The organism is Riemerella anatipestifer (assembly GCF_009670965.2).
Taxonomy (GTDB): domain Bacteria; phylum Bacteroidota; class Bacteroidia; order Flavobacteriales; family Weeksellaceae; genus Riemerella; species Riemerella anatipestifer_B.
Genome location: NZ_CP073239.1, coordinates 706858 through 729820, shown reverse-complemented (window position 1 = coordinate 729820; position 22963 = coordinate 706858). Strand labels below are relative to the sequence as shown.

Sequence of the window (22963 nt, the reverse complement as noted above, 5' to 3'; positions counted from 1 at the left end):
ATGTGGAGTGTATTTAGTTATATTGTATTTTCTTTATTGATATTGTGGGTAACCTCAGGGGTTTTGTTATTTTTCAAAAAGAAACCATTGGTTAATTTAGCATTAGGACTTCACTTGGTGGGGATTATCGTTTTAGGATATTTTATTTCCAATTTATGGATGACCCTAGAGAGACCGCCTTTGCGTACTTTGGCAGAAACTAGAATTTGGTATGCCTTTTTTATCTCGGTAATAGGCTGGGTATTGTATTTTTTATACAAACAAAAATGGATTTTGCACTATGCTATCGTCATGGCAGGAGTTTTTACTCTGATTACCTATTTTAACCCTGATACCATCAATAAAACTTTGATGCCTGCTTTACATAGCGTTTGGTTTATTCCGCATGTGGTGGTGTATATATTTGCTTATGCAATGTTTGGTATGGCAACATTAGTGGCTGTTTTTGGGCTTTACCGTTACTACAAAAAAGAGCAAGTAGGGGAGACGGTACAGCTGATGAACCAGTTGGTAAATGTAGGTTATAGCTTTTTAACATTAGGACTTCTGTTTGGAGCATTATGGGCAAAGGAAGCATGGGGACATTATTGGACTTGGGACCCTAAAGAAACTTGGGCATTTATAAGTTGGTTAGGATACTTGGTGTATATTCACTACAGATTTAAGTTTAAAAATGAAGAAGGCACAATGCCGTTTTATATCATCATAGTGGCATTCTTGTTATTGTTGGTATGTTGGTTTGGAGTTAATTACCTGCCAACTGCACAGAATAGTGTACATACTTATACAGGATAAAATTTTTGAACAGAATGATAATAAAAGAACCGAGAAAATATACATCTCGGTTCTTTTAGTTTTATATTGAATTAAGGTCTTGTGCGATGAGCCATGCTTCGCTCCAACAAGCCTGAAAGTTGAATCCTCCAGTAACGGCATCTATATCTAAAACTTCCCCTGCAATATAGAAATTAGGAAGTATTTTAGATTTCATATTTTTAAAATCAATTTCTTTTAGATAAACACCTCCAGCGGTTACAAATTCTTCTTTAAATGTAGATTTGCCTGTTACGGAAAGCTTCTTTTTACAGAGATTTTCTATGATAGTTTGTATTTCTTTTGCAGAGAGGTGAGCCCATTGTTTTTCAGAGTTGATACGAGAAATAGCTAAAACGCTTTGCCAAAAACGGTTGGTAATATCAAAAGGTTTTCCTTGGCTTAATGTTTTCTTTGGGTGGTTTTGTTTAAATTCTTGGATGAGAGTTTCGGCATCGTTAGGTAGAATTCCAACGAAATTAACTTCAATACTAAAGTTATAGTTTAAGTCATTTAATCTTCTAGCTTCCCAAGCGGATAATTTTAAAATGGCAGGTCCACTAAGTCCCCAATGGGTAATAAGTAAAGCGCCTGCTTCTTTGGATTTTAGTTCTGGTATTCTCACTTCTGCCGATGGGAAGCTAGTGCCTGAAAGTCCTTCTAGTAAGTCGTCTTTGATATTAAAGGTAAATAAAGAAGGGACGGGCTTTACAATAGTATGTCCTAAGCTTTCCATTAGCCTTAATGCTTTAGGAGAGCTACCTGTGCAGAAAATCACAATATCTGCTAAGAAAGATTCTCCATTAGTAGTAATAAGATATTGATGGTCTTGCTTAGAGATAGATTTTACTGTAGTTTTGGTATGGATTTCAATATTTTTCTCTTTCACAGAGGAAAGTAGGCAATCGATAATAGTTTGGGAGCGGTTAGATTCTGGGAAGATTCTATTATCGTTTTCAATCTTCAACGAAATACCTCGTTCTGAAAACCAAGCCATAGTATCACCAGGTTGAAATTTACTAAAAACACTTCTAAGTTCCTTATGACCTCTTGGGTAAAACTGAACTAAATCTCTAGCATCAAAACAAGCGTGGGTAACATTACAGCGTCCGCCTCCTGATATTTTTACTTTCTGTAAAACCTCTGCATTTTGTTCTAGTATGCAGACATCGTATTTTGAGGTGTCTATATTAGCTGCAGAAAAAAATCCCGAAGCTCCACCTCCTATAATAACTATATTGGGTTTATTCATCTTGAATTTCCTTATATCCTAAAATCCCTTTTGATTAGGCTTTAGAAAGTGATTTTGTAAGTGCCAGTAGAAGAAGTGTTAGCTCTCTCGGCTTTCACATATTTCTTTACCCACTCTATGGTTGTGTTTACAACGCAAGGGTCTGTAATACCCCCACTTCGTCTAGCCGAAATTACATTGCCCGCTTTATCTACCACATAAGAGATGCTAATGGTGCCTGAGGCAGAACACTGGTGAGACGGCTGTGAACCACCACGCCCCATAGTTCCAGGTATAAAACCGATTAACTTTCGGTCTATGCCGATTTTACTATCGCCATTGCTGTCGCCACCTAGTGGGTCTCCTGCGTTTCCAGAAGTATTTTGGGAACTTCCTTGAGCTCCTTTGTTGGTACCTCGTCCTCTGATGAGGTTGCCAATAGCCTCGTTACCTCTGCCATCACCTTGGTTGGTCGCGGTTTTATTTTGTGCAGTGGTACTGCTTTTTTTAGGTATCGTGGTTTCTTTCTTTTGGGTGTTTGTTGTGCTTTCTTTTGTAGGTTTGGGAGTTGCTTTTTCCACCTTTTCAGCACTTGTTTTGGTATTTTGCCCCGTGATGATTTTCTCCTTAACCACTTCTTTTTTTGGTTGAGGTTCTACAGGTGTAGGTTGTATTTCTTGTATTGGTGTTGGAGTCTCGGTGGCGGATAGACTACCCTCTTGGTTTTGGGGTTCTTCAGGAAGGTTACCCTCGTTTTGGTCTCCAAAATTGATGAGCATTGTGCTTACGACTTCCTCCTTTGGCAGTTCTCTAGTAAACGAATAAAAATACAAAGCTAAGAATACCAAAAGGCTAATCAAAAATGTGATGATGGCACTTTTGACTTGGTCTTTTCTCTCAGATGTATTCATGGTTTGACTCATAAGTTTACTTTTCTTGTACGGTTGCAATAGCAATATTGTAGCGGTTTCTTTCGGCGATTTCCATTACGAAAACGACATCTTTGTGCCTCGTATTTTCATCGGCTCTTATTGTAAAAGACGGTTTGGTTTCGTTTTTCAATAAGGCATTAAGGGTAGTTTCTAGAGCTTCCTTATTTACTGCTTTATCGTTTATGAAGTAGTCGCCTTCTGGGGAAATGGTAACCGAAACAGGGTCTTGTACTGCAGGAGAGCCTTCTGCTGCTTGTGGTAACTTCACTTCGATAGCACTTTGGCTAATAGCAGAGGAGGTTATCATAAAAAATATCAGCAAGAGGAAAATAATATCCGTCATAGAAGCCATACTAAACTCCGCACTTGCTCTATTTCTGCGTTTTAATTCCATAAATTAAATTTTTAGTTTATAATGGCTTATTGATAGCATCTAGGAATTCCCCTGCATGAATTTGTATTTTAAGCACTAAACGGTCTACTTTAGTTACGAGAATATTGTAGAAGAAATAAGCTGGAATACCCACAAAAAGCCCTGCGGCAGTGGTTGCCATAGCGGTATAAATACCTGATGCTAAAAGTTTAGGGCTTACAGCTCCTGTTACATTAGAGATTTCAAAAAACGCCATAATCATACCGATTACCGTACCCAAAAAGCCTAACATAGGAGCAGCACCAGAAGCAGAAGCTAATAAGTTGAGGTTTTTCTCAAGCTTAGACACTTCTAGGTTACCTTGGCTTTGCATCGCATTGCTAATATCACTTATGGGGCGACCTATTCTGCTAAGCCCTTTCTCTATCATTCTAGCTTCAGGGGTGTTAGAGGTCTTGCACAAATCTATGGCTGTGTCTATTTTACCTTCATAGACGAAATCTTTAATATTATTAAGGAAGTTAGGGTCGGTCTTAGCCGCTCTACGAATAAAAAAGTAGCGTTCTAGAAAGATATACAGAGCGAGTATCCCTAGTAGGAATATAGCTATCATAATCACATTAGAGATGATGCCACCTCCGAATAATATTTCCCATAGAGAAAAGACTTGCTTTTCTGTATTTGTGGTTTGAGATACCATTTGTATGCTGTCGTTCATTTTTAAAATAAATTTATGTTATACTAACGAAAAAAGCCCTGAGATATTACTTAGGCTAATTTCTCAACTTGTTTGTGATGTTATGAATTACTTTTGTTAATCCTCTATCTCTATAGAGTCCTCCTTAAAGTGGCATTTTAGTTTAAAGGAAAGCGGTTCATCAGAATTAGTGTAAAAATCTGAAACTTCGCCTTCCCATATAAGTTGTAAAACCCCTTCGTCATTAAGGCTAAACGAAAGTTGATTGTCTAAAAGCTCTGCTTCATCATCGTCGTATAAATTGATTTCGGCGTAGAGTTCTTCTTCATTATTGATGTTGAATGTTTGTCCTTCTAAAGCCTTTGATGCGATGGGGAAGTCCGAAATATTAAGTGCCAGTTGAGGAAAACGGTACTGTAAAGAGTCGTCTTCTACATGATCCATGTCCTCGCTGGTGATGAGTTCTACCTCTAATAAGATTTTATCGTTACTAAGAACCGATTTGCAATAGGTTTTACTGAAGTGATATTTCAGTGTTTCTTCTGGGTGATAGATTTTTAAAATCCCTTTCATTTTGATATGAAAATTAAATCTGTTTTTTTGTTTTAGCAAAGATAATTTTTTTTAGAGAAAATAAAGCTAAAGCAATTAAAAAACTGATTGATAAGTATCATGCCTTATATCTAGGTTGGCTATTGATGTGTATTACGATGTTTTATATAAGGATAGACTACTTTATCATGTCGTATGGTACGACTTGTTAATATCGGAATGATAGACATTACCGTGTCGGGTGTGCTGACATTAGTAGCTCTACCTTCTAATGAGCATATTTTAATTACGATTTAGCATCTGAAAATTACAGTTCGGGTAATTAAAATTTTAATATTTGATAAACCAATTCATATTTGCATAAAAAAGAAAAGGTATGAAAACAAAATTTTTATTATTGATTTTACTCGTTGCCAAAATCATTTTCGTAAATGCTCAGATGGAAGATAAATTTTATTTTCCTCGTAAAGACCTTCGTGCGAACGAATGGACAAAAACTTCGGAGCTTAATATTGTAGTGGATAAAGATACAATTAACACTGTCTTGCTCAAAACAGAGCAGTCTCCAAAGGCAACCATTTTTCTCTTTCATGGAGCGGGAGGAAATATCTCTTATTATTATCCTATCGCTTTAAAGTTTGTTAAGGCGAATTTTCAAGTGGTAATGGTAGATTTTAGAGGTTACGGTAAATCTACAGGAACTCCTACTCATAAAAATATTGCAGAAGATGGTAAAGTAGTCTTTGAAAAGTATTTAAAAATGAAGGAAGTTAAAAAAACACCTATTCTAGTTTATGGATTATCTATTGGGACTCAAATTGCTACCCATATTACAAGAGAGAATTCAAAAAAAATTACAGGATTAATTCTTGAGGGAGGTATGTCTTCTTTCGGTGATATTGCAGGAGCTTATGCACCTCAGTACAAAGATTTTTTAGAGCGTAGTTTTGTAAACGTTTATTCTTCTAAAGAAGATATAAAAAATATTAATAAGGTTTCTGTACTTGTAATTCATAGTACAGAAGACAAAGAGGTTCCTTTTGAACAAGCTAAAGTGGTTTTTAATAATGCTAATGAGCCTAAAGAATTTATGGAAATAAAGGGAGAACATATGCAAGGTATGAAGCTAGAAGAGCAAAATATTATAGGAAAGCTAAACAAAATGTTAAACAAAAATCAGAAGTAAATGTTTCCTTGAAATAAATTAGCCCACCATTCCTTTGATACTAAAAGAGGAGTGGTGGGCTTTATTGATGTTATTAAAACCATTATCCTATCACCACAGGTGTTGCTAAAATCTCGGTTCTAGGGTCTTTGAGTAGGGCGTTGCCACTACTTCTTTGCGTGGTGATGCTGAGTTCATAATTTCCTGTTTCTAAATCTGCAGGCACAAGAATAAGCACCCTTGACGGCTCGTTAAGCACGATATTGTCTTTAGCCAACTTCACCTCGTTTTGAGTGTCTAGGTTTTTGAAGACGATACCGTTCTTAGGGTTATCGCCATCTATTTTAATGTAAGTACCTTTGATTTCGGCATTCTTACCTTTGGTAAGTGTGCCGTCTGCCTTGCCTGTGGCTTTATCAGTGATGCTAAACACACTCATTGGGCTGGATTGCTCACCGAGGATTTCTACTTTAGTGTCTGCTACTGCCTTTCTAAGGTCTAGACCTTGGTTTACATTGACATAAACGGAGTGCTTCTCTTTATCCCAAGTCTTGTCGTAAAATACACCCTTAATGGCAGGACGCATATACACCAGTCCTGTATTGACATTGTAACCGTTCAACACTAATTCTGAGGCTTTACGGTTAAAACGGGTGATAATATCTACTGCGGTTTCAGTTTGTATCTCCATACCCTCTTTTTTGAGGGCTTCTATAATTTCTGTAATGCCAAGGCTACCGCCTAGAAGTGGCACCGCTACAAAATCGCTAGGGTCATCTTTAGTCAATAGGTTGGGACGCAACCACGCTTTTAGTGTATTCATAATATATACTTTTTTTAAGTTAAATATTTTTATAAAAAGCCTGTAAAGTATTTATATGCAAACCTTTGCAGGATTTACTTACTTTTGTTCGTTATTTCCAAAAGTCTAGTTGCTTGTTTTCTTTTTTTGGAGATTAGTATTTGATGGCGATAATAGTTGTTACAGGAATATAGCACCCAAATCTTACCCCATTTGACCCTTTAGTCATTGTTACTCCATATCCTCCTGAAGGGACACTTCCTGGGTTAGATTCCATACAGGTACTGCTGTATTGCAAAACCACACCTTCTGCATCCGAAGCAAAATCAAGCATACTTTCATATACTTTCTTTAGATAATTTTTTTTATCGGCTAAACTACTAAAATGTACCCTAGCAAACCTCGCTTTCATATCAGTATCATACACAATACCATCATAACGCCATGATGTGTCATTAAATTTGTCTCTCATAATGCCCGTATCCAAATAAACTATGGATTTGTAATTAATTCGATCTATGTCTGGCTCGCCATCTCCTAACCTCCACCAGTCAGTGTCTTTTTTTAGGGTACCGTCTGAAGCCATTACCACGCCAGAGACTTTTTCATTTGCTGGTCGTTCTTGCATATTAGGTACTTTTATTTGAGTGTTGCTACCACTAAAGGTTAAACTTTTCCCATTCATTGTTACTGTTCTATTAGCAGACAAAGTACCATTGTTAGTGTATATATTGGTATTTGCAGGTATCACCCCTGGTGCTAATTTATTAGCTGTAATAGTTCCATTCGCAATATCTGCTCCTGTAATAGTACCATCGGCTATCTTAGCTGAGGTTACAGCATTAGGGGCTATTGTGGTAGTATTGCTATTGGCTCTAGCTGTAACATCACCCGTTAAAGCTGCTCTTTGTATTTGGTTTCCAACAATGGTGTTGGTAGTAGAGCTTGCATAAGTAGTATTTGCATCTGTTTGCGCTGTCCAAGCTTTACCATTCCACTTTAATACTTGATTTGTGGAGGTTCCCGTAGGCAAACCTACCGTCTTAGTATTAGAGTTATAAGTAATACCGTTTACACCGCCTACAACCCCTGTGTCTCCTTTAGGTCCTTGCAGTCCCTGTGGACCTCTTGCACCAGTAGCCCCTGTAGCACCAGTATCACCTTTAGGTCCTTTAAAATTAGTTGAAGCAACTTGTTTGATATTACCACTTGCATCTGCTAATAGGACTTTATCTGTTGCAGGATCTCCATTGGGTAGATTTCTTAGCCTAGTGGTACCATTTACATCTAATTTTGCAGATGGAGCTTCTCTTGAAGGTAAGCCTATCCCTAAATTACCTTCATCGGAAAGTATCATTTTAGAACCTAAGTTTGGCTGTGTTTTTGACTGAGAATAATTCCAAAAGTGTAAGCCTGGAGTATATACAGATCCTGTTTGTTTATCTGTCATATTATAAATTCTCCATCTCGCGCCTTCGGTTTCTCCTGTTTTCAAGGTGTTTTCTAAATCTATGTAACCTCCTATATTCGTTGAGCCAGTAGACCTAATACCTCCTACTGCATGTAGTTTTTCTGATGGAGAAGCTGTACCAATACCTACATTACCATCTGCTGTAATTCTCATCTTCTCTGTAGGCTCTGTTAAATTTGGATTAGTACCTGGTGTAGGGCTTTGAGTTGAGAATAGTAAATTGGCTCCGCCATCTCCAGCACCATTCATTTGATCTATAATTTGTGAAGTTGCACCTGATTTATAAGAACCATTACTAAACTCTAATGTAGAAGTCTGATTGCTCGTCCAAGAACTATTGGAAATACGAAGAGTTCCATTAACATCTAACTTCGCCGCTGGAGTACCAGTACCAATACCTACATTTCCCGTAGTTCTGTCCACTGATAAACGATCTGCTTCTGCCCAAATTCTAAAATTCCCATTTTCTTTCACACTTAACTCAACTCTCTTTGTATTATCTCCATTAGGCATTATTCGTAAACCACCACCTAATCTATTAGTAGAATTAATTGTTAAAGGATAATAAGAATTAGCTTCAAATGTGGATAAACCTCCTGTAAAATTAAGAGTTTTCCCATTCATTGTTACAGTTCTATTAGCAGACAAGGTCCCATCATTAGTGTATATATTGGTGTTCGCTGGTATTACCCCTGGTGCTAATTTATTAGCTGTAATAGTTCCATTCGCAATATCTGCTCCTGTAATAGTACCATCGGCTATCTTAGCTGAGGTTACTGCATTAGGGGCTATTGTAGTAGTATTACTGTTGGCTCCAGCTGTAACATCACCCGTTAAAGCTGCTCTTTGTATTTGGTTTCCAACAATGGTGTTGGTAGTAGAGCTTGCATAAGTAGTATTTGCATCTGTTTGCGCTGTCCAAGCTTTACCATTCCACTTTAATACTTGATTTGTAGAGGTTCCTGCAGGCAAACCTACCGTCTTAGTGTTAGAGTTATAAGTAATACCGTTTACACCGCCTACAACCCCTGTATCTCCTTTAGGACCAGTGGCACCTGTTAATCCTCTAGGACCTTGTGGTCCAGCGGGTCCAGTAGCTCCAGTATCCCCTTTGTCTCCTTTAGGTCCAACGGCACCAGCAGGACCAGTGGCACCTGTTAATCCTCTAGGACCTTGTGGTCCAGCGGGTCCAGTAGCTCCAGTATCCCCTTTGTCTCCTTTAGGTCCAACGGCACCAGCAGGACCAGTGGCACCTGTTAATCCTCTAGGACCTTGTGGTCCAGCGGGTCCAGTAGCTCCAGTATCCCCTTTGTCTCCTTTAGGTCCAACGGCACCGGCAGGACCAGTGGCACCTGTTAATCCTCTAGGACCTTGTGGTCCAGCGGGTCCAGTAGCTCCAGTATCCCCTTTATCTCCTTTAGGTCCAATGGCACCAGCAGGTCCAGTGGCACCCGTTAATCCTCTAGGACCTTGTAGCCCAACAAGAGAAGTTCCTGCCCCCCAACCACTAGCAGTTTTAGGTCCAAAAATTTGGTTGGTAGCTGTATTGATGTAGAAATCTCCTACTGTACCTGTAGTAGATAATGGCTCTGCAGTACCATTAAGCACACTTTTACCGTCTGCTCCTGCTAGGGTAGTAGCACTGCCTAAGGATTTCCAAGTACCGCCATTAAGCGTAGTACTTTTGTTTTCATAATAGTAGAAACCTGGGACTACATCTATATTTCCTATTGCAGATTTTCCAGTTGCTATATTATATACTACCATTCCATCTAAACGGTGAGGGTAAGATACTCCTATCCCATTAGGGGTAGCCACTAAGTTAGATAACTTAGTAAGGTCGGTTCTTGGAAATACCAAACCTTTACCTATATTAACAGAATTATTCCACGAAATAGAAGAAGAAGCATCTAAAAATGGAGTTTGTGAGGGAATGGTATTAGCTGAAACATTACCATTCGTTTTAATTTGAGCAAAGCTAAGGCTACTTATCACCATTGTCCCTGCAAGAATAATCTTTTTTCTCATAATTAATTGTATTTTATTGTTAGTAACCTGTAGAGTTTATCCATATGGTTCCGTCCGAGATATAACAAGAAGTCATACCAGCATCTAGACTTTGCATTTGACCTATGGGTTGAGGGTTAATAGTAATGAGATTCCAACTCGGATTATAGAAACATAAGGTCCTTCCTACACTTGTATTAGCAGGTGGTAAGTTTAACTGAGTGGGATTACCAGTAAGATGCACAAAATAATCTGGAGTTTTTACAGGTTCCCCTAATTCATCGGTATCTACGGTTATCACGGCTCTGTTATCTCTACGGATGTTTCTTACAAAAGTTCCTCCTCCTGGGCTTGCCCATTTTTTTCCGTCCCAGAAATAGTATCCTTTTACTACAATACTTTCCACCTTTTCATCTGTTCCTTTGTAGTCGCTTAAATCATCCACATAGATTAAAGTTGATTCTTTAATCTTAGGGTTTGGGTCTGTATTTAAAGTCATTTGGAGGGCTTTATTCTTACTTACATTGGGAATAATAATCCCTTCTAGCGTCATACTTCCATTAGCTGATTTGCTTGTGATTTCTAAAGTCGCATGAGGAGTAGTGTTATTAATCCCTACTTTGCCGTCATACTTCTGTGCATAAGTTACTAATCCTAATCCTAAAAAGGATAAAATACTTAATTTGGTCATACTTTTGTTCATAACATTTAATTTTAAAAGTTGATATTTAATTGTTTAAGATTATAGAGGTTAGATATTGGATTTTAGATGTTAGAGGTTCGGTTTAAGGGGGGGATGAGGCTATACTAAGTTCTAAATTCTGAAATCTAACCTCTAACCTTAAAAAATGCCTCCCCCCTCTAAACACACACAAAACGAGAGGGAAGGCTAAAACAGAGAGAATAGGACATCCCCCCTGTATGCTAAAAGCACCTAACAAAAACGACCATGTTATGAGACAAAACAATGGTGCTTTTAGCCTATATTTATGAAAGCTAAATTTAGAATGGTGTAAACGCCAAAAGCCCCCAACGAAAGTTGGTGGAATTGTATTTATAATTAACGATAAAAGTTGAAGTGATTTTCTAGATAATACGACGCATACCCACGAAACTATTTGTGTGTGTGTGTGTGTGTGTGTGTGTGTGTGTGTGTGTGTTTACGAAATTATTTGAGATAGCCAAATAATTCGGGTACTTTTTTATACTTGTTTGTATGTAATTGGTATCGTGTGTCATAAAACTGAAGCAAACTTATAACCTTTTGCGGAAGTGTGCAAGTTTTTGGATATGTTTTATGTTAAAAATAAAAAAAATACTACCCCAAAAGTAGGGTAGTATTCTTTGTTTAAGATGGTATAAATGTTTATTTAAAATTAAACTTTATGGTAAACATCACTTGGCTAGGTCTTATATAAACTAAACTTCTACGGATACTGTTATCTTGGGTACTTATGGTAACTGTTTCATAGAATTTGTTGTTGGTAATGTTAAGCCATTTTAGCTCAAAATCTATCTTCTTTTTAGCCCAAGTATATTGGTAAGAGAGGTCATAGAAACTGTTTCTAAAGGCACTTTCGCCCAATGTTTTATAGGTGTTGTCGTCCCAAACTAGACCTATGGTGTGGTTGTCCAGAGGGTAGATATAGGCAGCTAAATTATGCGACCAGTTAGAGAACTTATAAGTGGTATTGGTCTGTGCATTTTGGTTTTTGTTCCAGCCCATAGAGATGTTGTAATCTACACTAAGCCAAGAGAAGAAGGTATTGTTAAACTTAGCACCTAAAGATTGGCTGTTATTCTTGTTATAGATGAGGTTGCTGTTGAGCATAGAAATACTCTCGGAATCACTATTTCTAAAGTTGAAAGATAGGTTAGATTTGAACTTAGGGAAATACTTTCCTATCTCTGCACTTTGTGATTGAGAGGTCGCCGTATTATCAAACTCTTTGACTTCGGAAATAAATGAGGCTGCATTTCTAGTTACAGAAGTAATGAGATTTCTTTTAAGAGTACCATAGCTGTATCTTAGGTTGAAAAACAAATTATTAAGTGGGTTTCTATACTCTAATGTAGAACCGATGCTCTTGGAAAGATTTTCGGGCATTACATTAGATTGTGGCGCTCTGTTTACAAAGAAATCGGGCGTGTTCATCATAATTCCTTCGTAGATAGACCCAAAGTCACCAAAGCTATAGTTAAGGTTTCCGTACCCTCTAATCTTCCAAAACGAAGCAAAATCGTAGTTCATAAAGAAACTAGGCTCAAACACTGTCTTGTTAATCTCTCTATTTCTGCCATTTCTTAAGAAATCTTTGTAGGAAATGCCATAGAAATTAACAGGGGCATTAAGGTAAATATTTAAGCGTTCGCCTTTATAGTTTGCCGAAAGTTTGGTGGAAGGTCTTAGCTCGTTCCACTGCATATTGTTTTGGTAATTGATGTTATAAGGGAACAGCGTACTACCATTGATGCCATAAAGCTCCGATTCCATTTGGTTGAAATTGATGTCTAAACCTACCTCTGGGGTTAAAGTCCATCTTCCTGCACTAAATCCTACGGAAGCACTGTGGTTGATTTCGGTACTTTTGATGTTTAGGTTTTGTTGTAGCCTTTGATAATTTTGGCTATTGAAAAGTTTTTGAGAGTAGCTGCTAGGGCTAGATTCTAGTGTTTGTCTATCATTTTTAACACTAATATAAGACATCACATTCACCAACTTTTCACCGACTGGAATAATAGAACTTAAAGAGTTTTGGAATGAGTTGGTAGGAGCATAGATATTTTGCATAGCGGCTCTACTCCCTGTGATTTCTTTTTTGTTTACATCGGCATTGCTTTCGCTCCAGAAGCTGTTCCAAGTCGTTACATTCTTAAAGAATCCTTTCCTGGCATTTTTAGTGAAGATGAGTTCTCCCTTCGCTTGATTGGTGTAGAAATGGTTAAGCCTTCTAGCACTAAAGGTTTCGGTGCCATAGGTTACCTCTTGTAAATCTTCTCTTTCTACGGCGTTATTCGTGTAGCTGGCGTTAGCCTTTAGCTCCCATTCTTTGTTTTTGAAAGGGTTGGTAAGTAGGTTAGCGGAGAAGAAATGCACATTGTTAAAGAGGTAGCGTCTTTCAGGAACATCAGGGATTGCAGCGGTCTCTACGCCAATCCAGCTTTCTTGGTCTACATTGCGTCTTACGCCTTCCCAACGATTACCGAAAGAGAGTATTCTTCCTTCTTTTTCTACACTTTCGCCTGTGTTGTTGGCTTTGTAATTAACTACCCATTGGTTCTTTTGTCCAAAAAACATAGGTGTAAGTTTGGTGTTCCATAATAAAGGGGAAGTCCCAACGCCTACCTCGCCTCTACCAGTCATGGTAACTTTATTTTTAAGTTTGATGTTGATGGCGGCTTTCTCCGAAGGTATTTTATCTTGTAGAATCTTTACAGGTTGATGGTTTTCCATTACTTCTACCTTTTGTACAGCGTCTTTTGGGAGAGCGTTGTTTATAGTTCCGTAGCCACCTTCCATAAGGTCTTTACCATTTACATAAAACTTATTGATGGCTTCGCCTTGGTAGAGTACAGTACCATCTTTATTAACTTCTATACCTGGTATTTTCTTTAGAACATCGGCTAGAGTACGGTCGTTTTTACTTTCAAAGGCTTTTAAATCGTAAGAAATAGTGTCGCCTTTTTTGGTAATCATTCTCGTCTTTAGTTTTACTTCCTTTATTTCCGTAGCTTGTGGAGAAAGACTAAAATTAAGCGTTTGGGTTTTATTAGCAATTTCTTTGACTTGGGTTTGATGATTAAACGCCTTTACGGTAAGCTTTACCTTGTCTGTGGAGGAATTTATGGTTACTTTGTAAGCCCCTTTGCTGTCTGATAAAGCATAGGTAAGAATGGCATTTTTTCCTATTTCTTCTACGGTAACACTGGCACTAGGAACGGGCTGTCCTTCTGTATTGGTGATTTTCCCAGAGATGCTGATTTGAGCCCAAAGTACAGCACTGAAAAACAGGAATAAGACTAATGAATAAATTCTTGTCATTGGTGTATAGTTTTAAGTGGTTGGGTAATAAGTAGCGTTACATCTACGATTTGTTACAAAGATGAGAGAAAAAGTTTAAACCGCAAGGAAAACGCCTTATTTTTTGTAGGAATCATTAAAAAAATAATCGTATTTTTGGAGGGTCAAATTTAGTTTAATTCAGAAAGTCATCTATGAAAGCGGCCATTTACTCCCAAAAGAAAGATTTAGATACATTTCTTTATTTGAGTAAGTTTATTTCGGAGTTAGAGAAGCGAGGGGTAGAGTCTGTGTTGCACGAAGGTTTATCAATAGATTTGGCTTTTTCTAAAAACTTTAGAACTTTTAATGATAAGGAAAGTCTGAAGAATGCAGGAGTAGATTTATTCTTCAGTTTTGGTGGTGATGGTACCATTCTTAATGCCCTTATCTTTATACAAGACTTAGAAATTCCCGTGATTGGTGTAAATACAGGTCGTTTGGGATTTTTAGCTTGTTTCTCAAAGGAGGAGATTTTCCTCAATATAGATAAAATCCTAAAAGGAGAAATGCTAATCAGCAGAAGGTCTGTGATAGAAGTTTCTACTAAAGATACCGTGATAGATTTCCCTTATGCTCTAAATGATTTGAGTATCACAAGGAAGGAAACTACCTCTATGATTACGATAGATACTCATATCAATGATGAGTTTCTTACTGTATTTTGGGGAGATGGTTTAGTGGTTTCTACGCCTACAGGTTCTACGGCTTATAATTTGAGTTGTGGTGGACCTATTATTTCACCGAGAGCAGATAATTTTGTGCTTACACCTATTGCTCCGCATAACCTGAATGTGCGACCTATTATTCTTAAAGATGATGTAGAAATAAAACTCACGGTAGAAAGTAGAGTGCCAGAGTTTTTATTTTCCTTAGATTCTAGGCTTTATAATGTAGGTATAGATGATGAAATTATAGTGAAGAAAGCCAATTTTGAGGTATCACTAATGATGACTAAAAGCATCAATTTCTACGAAACGCTTCGCCAAAAGCTATTGTGGGGAAAAGATAAACGAAATTAAAAAGTAATTAAAAATAAATCAGTAATTAAAAGTAAAAACATTACACTATGAGTAAACTTTTTCCGGCAGGAGTTGCCACAGGTTCAATGGTTAGCGAGATTTTTCAGTACGCTAAAGAAAATAAATTTGCTTTACCAGCGGTTAATGTTATTGGTTCTAGTAACATCAACGCCACTATGGAGACAGCGGCTAAGCTTAATGCACCCGTAATCATTCAGTTTTCTAACGGTGGTGCGGTGTATAATGCAGGTAAAGGTCTTAGTAATGACGGACAAAAAGCAGCTATCTTAGGAGCGGTAGCAGGTGCTAAACATATCCATACTTTGGCAGAGGCTTACGGAGCTACAGTTATTCTTCATACAGACCACTGTGCTAAGAAATTATTACCTTGGATAGATGGACTATTAGACGCAGGAGAGGCGTTTTATAAAGCCAATGGTAAGTCGCTTTACTCTTCTCATATGTTAGACCTTTCTGAAGAAACCTTGGAGGAAAACTTAGAAATATCAGCTAAGTATTTCGAAAGAATGGCTAAAATGGATATGACACTAGAGGTAGAAATAGGCGTTACAGGAGGAGAAGAAGATGGTGTAGATAATACCGATGTAGATAACTCTAAGCTATACACTCAGCCAGAAGATGTGGCTTATACTTACGAAATCTTAAAGCAAATTTCTGATAAATTCACTATCGCGGCAGCATTTGGTAACGTACACGGTGTGTATAAGCCAGGTAATGTGAAATTAACCCCAGAGATTTTATTGAACTCACAAAAATATGTACAAGAGAAATTCGGTACAGTAGAAAAGCCAATTAACTTCGTATTCCACGGAGGGTCTGGGTCTTCTTTAGAAGAAATAAGAGAAGCGATAGACTATGGTGTTATCAAAATGAATATTGATACTGACCTTCAGTTCGCTTACACCGAAGGTATTAGAGATTATATGTTAAACAAAGTAGAGTATCTAAGAACTCAAATAGGAAACCCTGAGGGAGACGATGTTCCTAACAAGAAATTCTACGACCCTAGAGTTTGGTTAAGAAAAGGAGAAGAAACTTTCAGAAGCCGTCTAGAACAAGCATTTGAAGATTTAAACAATGTTAATACATTGAAATAAAAAAATCTTGTATTTTTGCAACATCAATTTTACCGTGTAGGAATGTAAATGATATGATTAAACACTCCTACACGGTGTTATGAAATCAAACTTAATTTAAACAAAACGCTTATGGCATTTGATTGGTTCAGAAGAAAGGCTAAAAATATTACTACTTCTACAGAGGAGAAAAAAGACATTCCTAAAGGGCTTTGGCACAAAACACCTACAGGGAAAATTATAGAATATGATGAGCTTAAGGCCAATCAGTTTGTATCTCCAGAAGATGGTTTCCATGTAAGGATAGGAAGTAAAGAGTATTATGATATTCTTTTTGATGAGGGTAAATTTAAGGAGTTAGACGCTAGGGTAGAAAGTATAGATATCCTTAAGTTTAAAGATACCAAACCCTATACTGACCGTCTTAAGGAAGCTAAAGCTAAGACTAAACTTACCGATTCTATCCGAAATGCAGTAGGTAAAGTAAACGGCACGGAGATGGTGGTTTCTTGTATGGATTTTGCCTTTATTGGAGGGTCTTTAGGTTCTGTAATGGGGGAAAAAATTACTAGAGCGATAGATTACGCTATTAAAAACAAACTTCCGTATGTGCTTATTTGCCAGTCGGGAGGTGCAAGAATGCAAGAAGCAGCTCACTCTCTAATGCAAATGGCGAAGGTACAAGCTAAGCTGGTGCATCTTTCGGAAGCAGGATTGCCTTACATTGCTTATCTTACCGACCCTACTTTTGGTGGAATTACAGCTTCGTTTGCGATGACGGCAGATGTAATCATGGCTGAACCAGGAGCTCTAATCGGCTTTGCTGGACCTAGGGTTATTAAAGAAACTATAGGAAGAGATTTGCCAGAAGGATTCCAAACTTCAGAGTTTTTAAAGGAAAAGGGATTTGTAGATTTCATAGTAAACAGGAAAGAAGCAAAAGTACTAGTTTCTAAAACCGTGAATCTCCTAATGAATAAATAGAATTAGAGTTTATACTTTGATAAACCTCGTTAACTTTTAGAAATTAACGAGGTTTATTTTTTACATTTGACACATTATGAAAACTCCTTTGTTGTTTTTAAGTGCTTTTAGGCAACTATCTTTCCCCAAAATATTACAGGTTTTAGGGTTGTTTATAAGGCAACCGTTGTTTTTTGTTTTGGCTGTTTATGCGAGCTTAAAGGCGTATCGTATTGCTCAGAAAAAATATCCTCTTACGGCAGGTACTAATGGTAAAGGGAATGCCTTTCGTCACGCCTTTTGGAATTGTTTGGTGCTAATGTATTGTTGTAAAATATCTTCTCCACAAAAAGCTTTGGCGTTTTGCGAAGCCTTTACAGATATGCACGAGGAACTTTTTCCTAATGAACCGCTAGAGAAAGCAATGGATTTGCACAATAATAAAGTGGGAAGAGATTATTTTATGAGTTTGCTGGATGGAATTCATCGTCAGTTTTTTGAAACTTCTTTTTTTGTGGAAGAACTGAAAGTTAAGGCTAATAATGCAAGGTTAATAACTAGTTTAGAAGAGGATTTTGGTGATGGGTTAGTTTATGTTATTGATAAAAGTTATACATAAAGATAATAAATATTAATTTTGTAGCTGAGGTATATTTGTAGTGATTAAAATTTTAGATAAATAAAAATGAAAAGAAAATTTTTATCCTTCCTAGTCTTTCCAACAAGCTTTTTATTTGGACAGGTAGACTCTACTAATATTCTAAAAACCTTCAGTAAGAATACTGAAGTTAATATTCTTTTTAGGAGTGCATTAGAGTTTACAGATGTTCATCAAAATCAAAATGCTCTTAAGTTAAATGAGGCAAGAATTGAGATGCAAGGCAATGTGGTAGAAAATTTGAAATACAGAGTAAGGTATAGATTGAATAGATCTCAAGTTCAACAGAGTTTAGATAATGCAACTAGCTCTTTAGATATTGCCTATATAGATTATAAATTTGGCAAAACAAATAAGTGGAATATAGTTTTGGGTAAGCAAGCTAATGATTTTGGTAGTTGGGAGTTTGAGAAAAACCCAACCTTTGAGTACGTTTACTCTAATTATATTAGTAATCAGCAGAATATATTTACAATGGGTGCTAAACTAGCCTATCAGATAAATGAAAACAATAGTATAAGGGTTCAAGCCTTTAATACTAGTAATCATAACTTCTCAACATTACATGAGCAGAGAAACTATATTACCAATGGATTAGTAGCAGCCAAAATTCCGATGGGATTTAACTTAACTTGGAGAGGTGATTTTTTTAATAAAACATTTAAAACGTTCTATTCGGTAGCAACTTCTCAAATTGCTAAAGGGGAGCGAAATTTCCAAGTAGCACTAGGGAATAAATTGGTTACGGATAACCTAGAAGTCTACTTAGACTTACATCATACCAATATGGCTGTAGATTATACTAATATTGCTTCTTCTGTTATTAACCAATATAGAGCCGCTATAGTGTCAGATTATGAGCCTTATTTCTCTAAAAATATTCAGTTCCAAACGGCTGTACTGAGATTAGACTATAAGATAACTCCAAAATTTATTATTACAGGCAAAAGCATTTATGAAAGAGCAAATGATAGGTCTGAAAATGGTTTAGGCAATGGCTTAAGGCAGAATCAAACTAATATGATAGGTTTAGAGTACAAGCCTATTGCAAGCCAAGATTTTAAATTTTTTGGATATTTTTCCAATACTAATATAACGCATAATAAAATGGTTAAAACTTACGTGCCTAATACAAGCCAAAATATGTTTTCGGTTGGTGTTCTGTACTTCTTAAAGGCATTGTAAATTTATCATAATATTTATAACACAAAAAAGAGTTGCTTTTAATAAAGAGTAACTCTTTTTTTATATCTCACAAAGACATTTCATATATTTGTAGGAAAAATAGTCGATGGTTATTTTACATCTTGAAACATCATCTAAAAATTGCTCTGTTGCTATCTCTAAAGAGGAAGAGTTACTTTGCTTATGTGAAGAAGTGTCCGAAAATTATAAACAAAGTGAAAGTTTGCATACTTTCGTGGAATGGGCTTTAGAAGGAGCAGAACTAACTCTAAAAGATATAGAAGCCGTTTCATTAGGTATGGGACCTGGGTCTTATACGGGGCTAAGGATAGGGGCAGCTTCGGCTAAGGGGTTTTGCTACGGGCTTAAAATTCCGTTGGTTGCTGTAAACTCTTTAGAAACAATGGTAGAACCTTTTATAGGTCAAGGATTTGATTTTATAATCCCCATGGTAGATGCTAGAAGAATGGAAGTTTATACTTCGGTATTTGATGGCAAAACAGGGGCAGTAGTTTCGGAAACGGAAGCCAAAATCCTAGATGAGTTTTCGTTTGAAGATTATAAAGACGACAAAGTTCTCTTCGTTGGAGATGGGGCGACCAAGGCACAAACAGTTTTAAACTTACCCAATGCTTCTTATAAGGCAGAGGTTTACCCTTCGGCAGAATACCTTATCAAGAAATCTTTAAATAAGGCTATGAACAAAGAATGGGAAGATGTTGCTTACTTTGAACCTTTTTATTTAAAAGATTTTCAAGGTGTAAAACGAAAAGCAAAGTAAACTCCCTACTATTTTGGACTAACTTTAATATTTTCTTTTTGTAATTTTTGTTTTCTAAGTTCGTTAAGATTAATTTGTGGTGGAACGGTAGAAGGGGCTAGATTGAGGTTAGGAGCTTCCTCTTCATGGTCTTTCGCCGTTTCGTCAGTTACTACCACATTTACACTCGGCTGTGCTGTCTTGCTTTGTTCGGTGATAGGTGTTTTTAAATCACTACTAAGATAAGCTAACATTTGTTTCGCTTTTTCGCCTTCGGGGAGTTTTTCGTAGTTTAAGGAAATCTGTTGCAACTGTAAAATCATGATTTCTTTACCCACTGTTTTCCCTGTGTTAAATGCATTAAGTAAAGATAACTTTGGTACTAGAGCGTCTTTAGGATAAGCTTCTATTGTTTTTTCTATAAGAGCTTTGCTATCCTCATATTTTTCTTCTGTGTAGAGTTGGTAGGCTTGTTTATAGATGTTCTCTACTTCCGACGAAGCTACACCCAAACCTCCACGCTTAGGGTTTTTCACAAATTCTGCATAATGAGTGTAAGGGAACTCACTAATAATAATGTTTTTGGCTTTTTCTGCCTCTTGCGGATTTTTCTCGTAGTTAATAGAAAATATTTGATACAACGCTTGAAGTTTCACATCTTCTTTTGGCTGAGCGTTTACTAAGTCAAATAGTGTTTTAGTGGCAAGTTTGGTATTAGAAAAAATATTTTCGTACATCATACCTAACCCTAGAGATGCGGTATCTCTATCTTGCTTAAGTTGAGCTATGTCTTGGGCGTTAGTAGGAATTTTCTCTATATAAAACTCAGGTTCAAATCTTCTTGGATTTTTAACCTCGGTTTTACCGAGAGCTTCGTTTTTGAGGTCTTCTATGGAAGTGGTTTTTGATGAATAACGCCAATTATCAGCAAGAGCTCTTTCTCCCCAAATTTGTTTAAAGTTGGCTTGCCCTTTAGATACGGTTGTAAGATTATCAAAGTAAAAACCTTTAGTAGGAGTACCAAAATCAGCAAATCCTCTTGTGTTATTACCAAAGGTATTATCCAAAGCAAAATCAGCCACTTTAAACTCTTTTTCTTTAGAGGCTTTTAATTTTTCTGCTTCCTCTTTAGCTTCTTTAGCCTTTAGTTTTTCTATTTGTTGGTTAAAGTAAGCAAGTCTCTGTTGCTCATTCATTTTGGTAAGAGCTAAGATGCTATCATTCTTTTTGATGAGGTAATAGTTTTTAGATATTTTTTTAATATCCGTAGAAAGTATTTTCAATTCTTCTCTTTGAGGAGCATAGGTCATTTGGGTAACAGCACTGTCGTAATAAACGCCAGCACTTAGATAATCCTCTTTTTCTAAATATTTCTTTCCGATTTCATAGTAGGTAAGCCCTCGTATTTGTCCATCGGAAACTTTTTCTTTCAACGACTTTTGGAAGAACTTATTGGCTTCTTCCTCTTTTCCTGCCTTCATTGCCATAAGTCCTAAAGCGTAGTAGAACTCGTTTTTTCTAGAAGCGTAAGTTCCTTTTTTGGATATTTTTTCTAGATAAGTTTTCAGACTTTCGTAGTCTTCTTTTTTAGAATTGTCGAAAGTCTTGGCTATTTCTATTTGAGATTTTACTTCAAATTCAAAATTATTAGCCTTTTGATAAGCAGTTACAAAGCTTTCTCTAGCTTCTTCGTAGCGTCCTAATTTAGATAAAATTTGTCCTCTTAAAAAGGCGATACGACTTCTTAAGTTTTTGTTTTTATTTAGAGCATAGGCTTGGGCTAACTCTTCTACGGCAGCCTCTTTTTGCCCTGATTGAAGCAAAGTTTCTGCATAGAAAAGACTTAATAATTTCTTGTTACTTTTGCTTAGTTTCTCCTCTTTTAAAGCCATAAAAATCTCATTGGCTTTGTAATGGTCCTTCATTAAAGAGAAAATTTTAGCTTCGTATGTTTTAGCGAGAGGCAATCTTTTGTCCTCTTTCATGTGAGAAAAAATATAGTTAAGAGCGTCTAAGGCTTCTAAGTACTTTTCTTGATACATTCTTGCCTTTGCAAGCATAAGTTGAGCCTCAAATATTCTTTTATTTTTTTCTTTCCCATCGAAAAGCATAGAATGTTGTTCTATAGTTTTTAATGCTTTAGCTTCTGATATTTCAAGAACAGACATTCCTTTTTTACTATTAGGGGAGCCATAAGATATAGAGGAAGCTCCTGCCGCAAATGGGGCGTTTTGTGTGTCTGAGGTGCCTTTTTCACTTTCTACTTCGTGGTCATTATCAAAAGTGAGTAATTTAATGTAAGGTTGGTAGAAATTCTCCTGATGTTTGTTTTTACGTGCATTTAGCTCATTTTCTAGAGCATCTTTACTGTTAAATAGGGTGTTGTAATAGGCATAAAAGTTTTGATAATTCCTATTAACAAAAGTATTCTTTCTAGGAGAACATGCAACGGCAAGTGCCAATATAATTAAAAAATAGCTGTACTTTTTCATTTGATGTTTTAACTGCATAAAGCCTCTTTTATTGTTAGGCTTTGAGAAAATTTGTGTAAAAATACTACTTTTTCACAGAAGGAGAGTGTTTTAAAGCACTTAATTGTTGATAAACCAAGTGAGTAGGTAGCCCCATGATAGTATAAAAACTACCTTCTAGCTTTTCTATTTTAGCCATACCTAGCCACTCTTGTATGCCGTAAGCTCCAGCTTTGTCGTAGGGTTTATAGTTTTCTATATAGTAGGAAATTTCTTCATCGGTCAGGTGAGAAAAGTATACTGTAGCTCTATCGGTTAGAGTTAAAGACTTCGTAGGAGTTTTGATGCAAACCGAAGTATAAACATCATGACTATTACCAGAAAGGTTTTTGAGCATTTCTAGTGCTTCGGCTTCATTTTTGGGTTTCCCTAAAACTTTATTATCAAAAGTAACAATAGTGTCTGCAGTTAATAAAACCTCTCCTTCGGAAAGAGGACGAAATGCATTGGCTTTTAGTTCCGAAAGGTAACCAGCTACCTTGTCTATTTCTAAATCTTTTGGATAGATTTCATCACAATTTATAGAAACAATATCAAAATCAAAACCTAATTGGCTTAAAAGCTCTTTCCTTCTTGGAGATTGTGATGCTAAATATAATTTCATAGATATGATTTGTAGTACGCAATAATAAGTAAATTTCTAA

The 22963-nt window shown here is 36.6% G+C and carries 19 protein-coding genes; 8 read left to right on the top strand and 11 right to left on the bottom strand.

The features are described 5' to 3' along the window. Positions 1-795, top strand: coding sequence for a cytochrome c biogenesis protein CcsA (gene ccsA / locus D1J36_RS03385; protein WP_154137767.1), 795 nt, complete (start codon positions 1-3; stop codon positions 793-795). A 61-nt stretch (positions 796-856) separates the two neighbouring features. On the opposite strand, the gene D1J36_RS03380 is transcribed toward ccsA, so the two are convergent. The 5 genes from D1J36_RS03380 to D1J36_RS03360 all read right to left on the bottom strand — a co-directional run bounded on the left by D1J36_RS03380 (position 857) and on the right by D1J36_RS03360 (position 4619). Further along, positions 857-2065, bottom strand: coding sequence for an NAD(P)/FAD-dependent oxidoreductase (locus D1J36_RS03380; RefSeq protein ID WP_154137768.1), 1209 nt, complete (start codon positions 2063-2065; stop codon positions 857-859). 41 nt (positions 2066-2106) lie between these two features. Then, positions 2107-2967, bottom strand: coding sequence for a ferric siderophore ABC transporter substrate-binding protein (locus D1J36_RS03375; protein ID WP_154137769.1), 861 nt, complete (start codon positions 2965-2967; stop codon positions 2107-2109). Between the two features lie 4 nt (positions 2968-2971). Further along, positions 2972-3370, bottom strand: coding sequence for an ExbD/TolR family protein (locus D1J36_RS03370; RefSeq protein WP_154137770.1), 399 nt, complete (start codon positions 3368-3370; stop codon positions 2972-2974). 16 nt (positions 3371-3386) lie between these two features. Beyond that, on the bottom strand, positions 3387-4067 hold the full coding sequence (locus D1J36_RS03365) for a MotA/TolQ/ExbB proton channel family protein (RefSeq protein WP_013446946.1): 681 nt from the start codon (positions 4065-4067) through the stop codon (positions 3387-3389). Between the two features lie 96 nt (positions 4068-4163). After that, positions 4164-4619 (bottom strand): hypothetical protein, encoded by a 456-nt coding sequence (locus D1J36_RS03360; RefSeq protein ID WP_154137771.1) that lies wholly within the window; start codon positions 4617-4619, stop codon positions 4164-4166. A gap of 355 nt (positions 4620-4974) precedes the next feature. On the opposite strand from D1J36_RS03360, the gene D1J36_RS03355 reads away from it, so the two are divergent. Next, complete coding sequence (locus tag D1J36_RS03355; protein WP_154137772.1) at positions 4975-5784, top strand: alpha/beta hydrolase; 810 nt, start codon at positions 4975-4977, stop codon at positions 5782-5784. 82 nt (positions 5785-5866) lie between these two features. Here the strand turns inward: D1J36_RS03355 and D1J36_RS03350 are convergent, their stop codons facing one another. The 4 genes from D1J36_RS03350 to D1J36_RS03335 all read right to left on the bottom strand — a co-directional run bounded on the left by D1J36_RS03350 (position 5867) and on the right by D1J36_RS03335 (position 14085). Next, a complete protein-coding gene (locus D1J36_RS03350; protein ID WP_154137773.1) occupies positions 5867-6586 on the bottom strand; it encodes a DNA-binding domain-containing protein in 720 nt (239 codons plus the stop codon). Between the two features lie 133 nt (positions 6587-6719). Further along, positions 6720-10064, bottom strand: a complete 3345-nt coding sequence (locus D1J36_RS03345) for a hypothetical protein (RefSeq protein ID WP_289202850.1) — start codon at positions 10062-10064, stop codon at positions 6720-6722. A gap of 19 nt (positions 10065-10083) precedes the next feature. Then, positions 10084-10746 carry a hypothetical protein gene (locus D1J36_RS03340; protein ID WP_154137774.1) on the bottom strand — a complete coding sequence of 221 codons (663 nt, stop codon included), beginning with the start codon at positions 10744-10746 and terminating at the stop codon, positions 10084-10086. A gap of 663 nt (positions 10747-11409) precedes the next feature. Then, a complete protein-coding gene (locus D1J36_RS03335) occupies positions 11410-14085 on the bottom strand; it encodes a carboxypeptidase regulatory-like domain-containing protein (RefSeq protein WP_154137775.1) in 2676 nt (891 codons plus the stop codon). 173 nt (positions 14086-14258) lie between these two features. Here D1J36_RS03335 and D1J36_RS03330 point away from each other — a divergent pair, with 173 nt between their 5' ends. The 6 genes from D1J36_RS03330 (at position 14259) to tsaB (ending at position 19809) form a co-directional block, all read left to right on the top strand. After that, positions 14259-15125: an NAD kinase gene (locus D1J36_RS03330; RefSeq protein ID WP_004917271.1), complete on the top strand. Its 867-nt coding sequence runs from the start codon at positions 14259-14261 to the stop codon at positions 15123-15125. A gap of 47 nt (positions 15126-15172) precedes the next feature. Further along, positions 15173-16243 carry a class II fructose-bisphosphate aldolase gene (gene fbaA / locus D1J36_RS03325; RefSeq protein ID WP_064971212.1) on the top strand — a complete coding sequence of 357 codons (1071 nt, stop codon included), beginning with the start codon at positions 15173-15175 and terminating at the stop codon, positions 16241-16243. A gap of 111 nt (positions 16244-16354) precedes the next feature. Beyond that, complete coding sequence (gene accD / locus D1J36_RS03320) at positions 16355-17206, top strand: acetyl-CoA carboxylase, carboxyltransferase subunit beta (RefSeq protein ID WP_154137776.1); 852 nt, start codon at positions 16355-16357, stop codon at positions 17204-17206. Positions 17207-17282: 76 nt separating this feature from the next. After that, entirely contained in the window at positions 17283-17804 is a 522-nt protein-coding gene (locus tag D1J36_RS03315) for a DUF6973 domain-containing protein (protein ID WP_154137777.1), read from the top strand. Between the two features lie 66 nt (positions 17805-17870). After that, complete coding sequence (locus D1J36_RS03310; RefSeq protein WP_154137778.1) at positions 17871-19028, top strand: porin; 1158 nt, start codon at positions 17871-17873, stop codon at positions 19026-19028. A 106-nt stretch (positions 19029-19134) separates the two neighbouring features. Next, complete coding sequence (gene tsaB / locus D1J36_RS03305) at positions 19135-19809, top strand: tRNA (adenosine(37)-N6)-threonylcarbamoyltransferase complex dimerization subunit type 1 TsaB (protein WP_154137779.1); 675 nt, start codon at positions 19135-19137, stop codon at positions 19807-19809. Between the two features lie 8 nt (positions 19810-19817). Here the strand turns inward: tsaB and D1J36_RS03300 are convergent, their stop codons facing one another. Then, on the bottom strand, positions 19818-22280 hold the full coding sequence (locus D1J36_RS03300; RefSeq protein WP_154137884.1) for a tetratricopeptide repeat protein: 2463 nt from the start codon (positions 22278-22280) through the stop codon (positions 19818-19820). Positions 22281-22344: 64 nt separating this feature from the next. Beyond that, positions 22345-22923: a Maf family protein gene (locus D1J36_RS03295; protein ID WP_154137780.1), complete on the bottom strand. Its 579-nt coding sequence runs from the start codon at positions 22921-22923 to the stop codon at positions 22345-22347. Positions 22924-22963 lie beyond the last annotated feature (40 nt).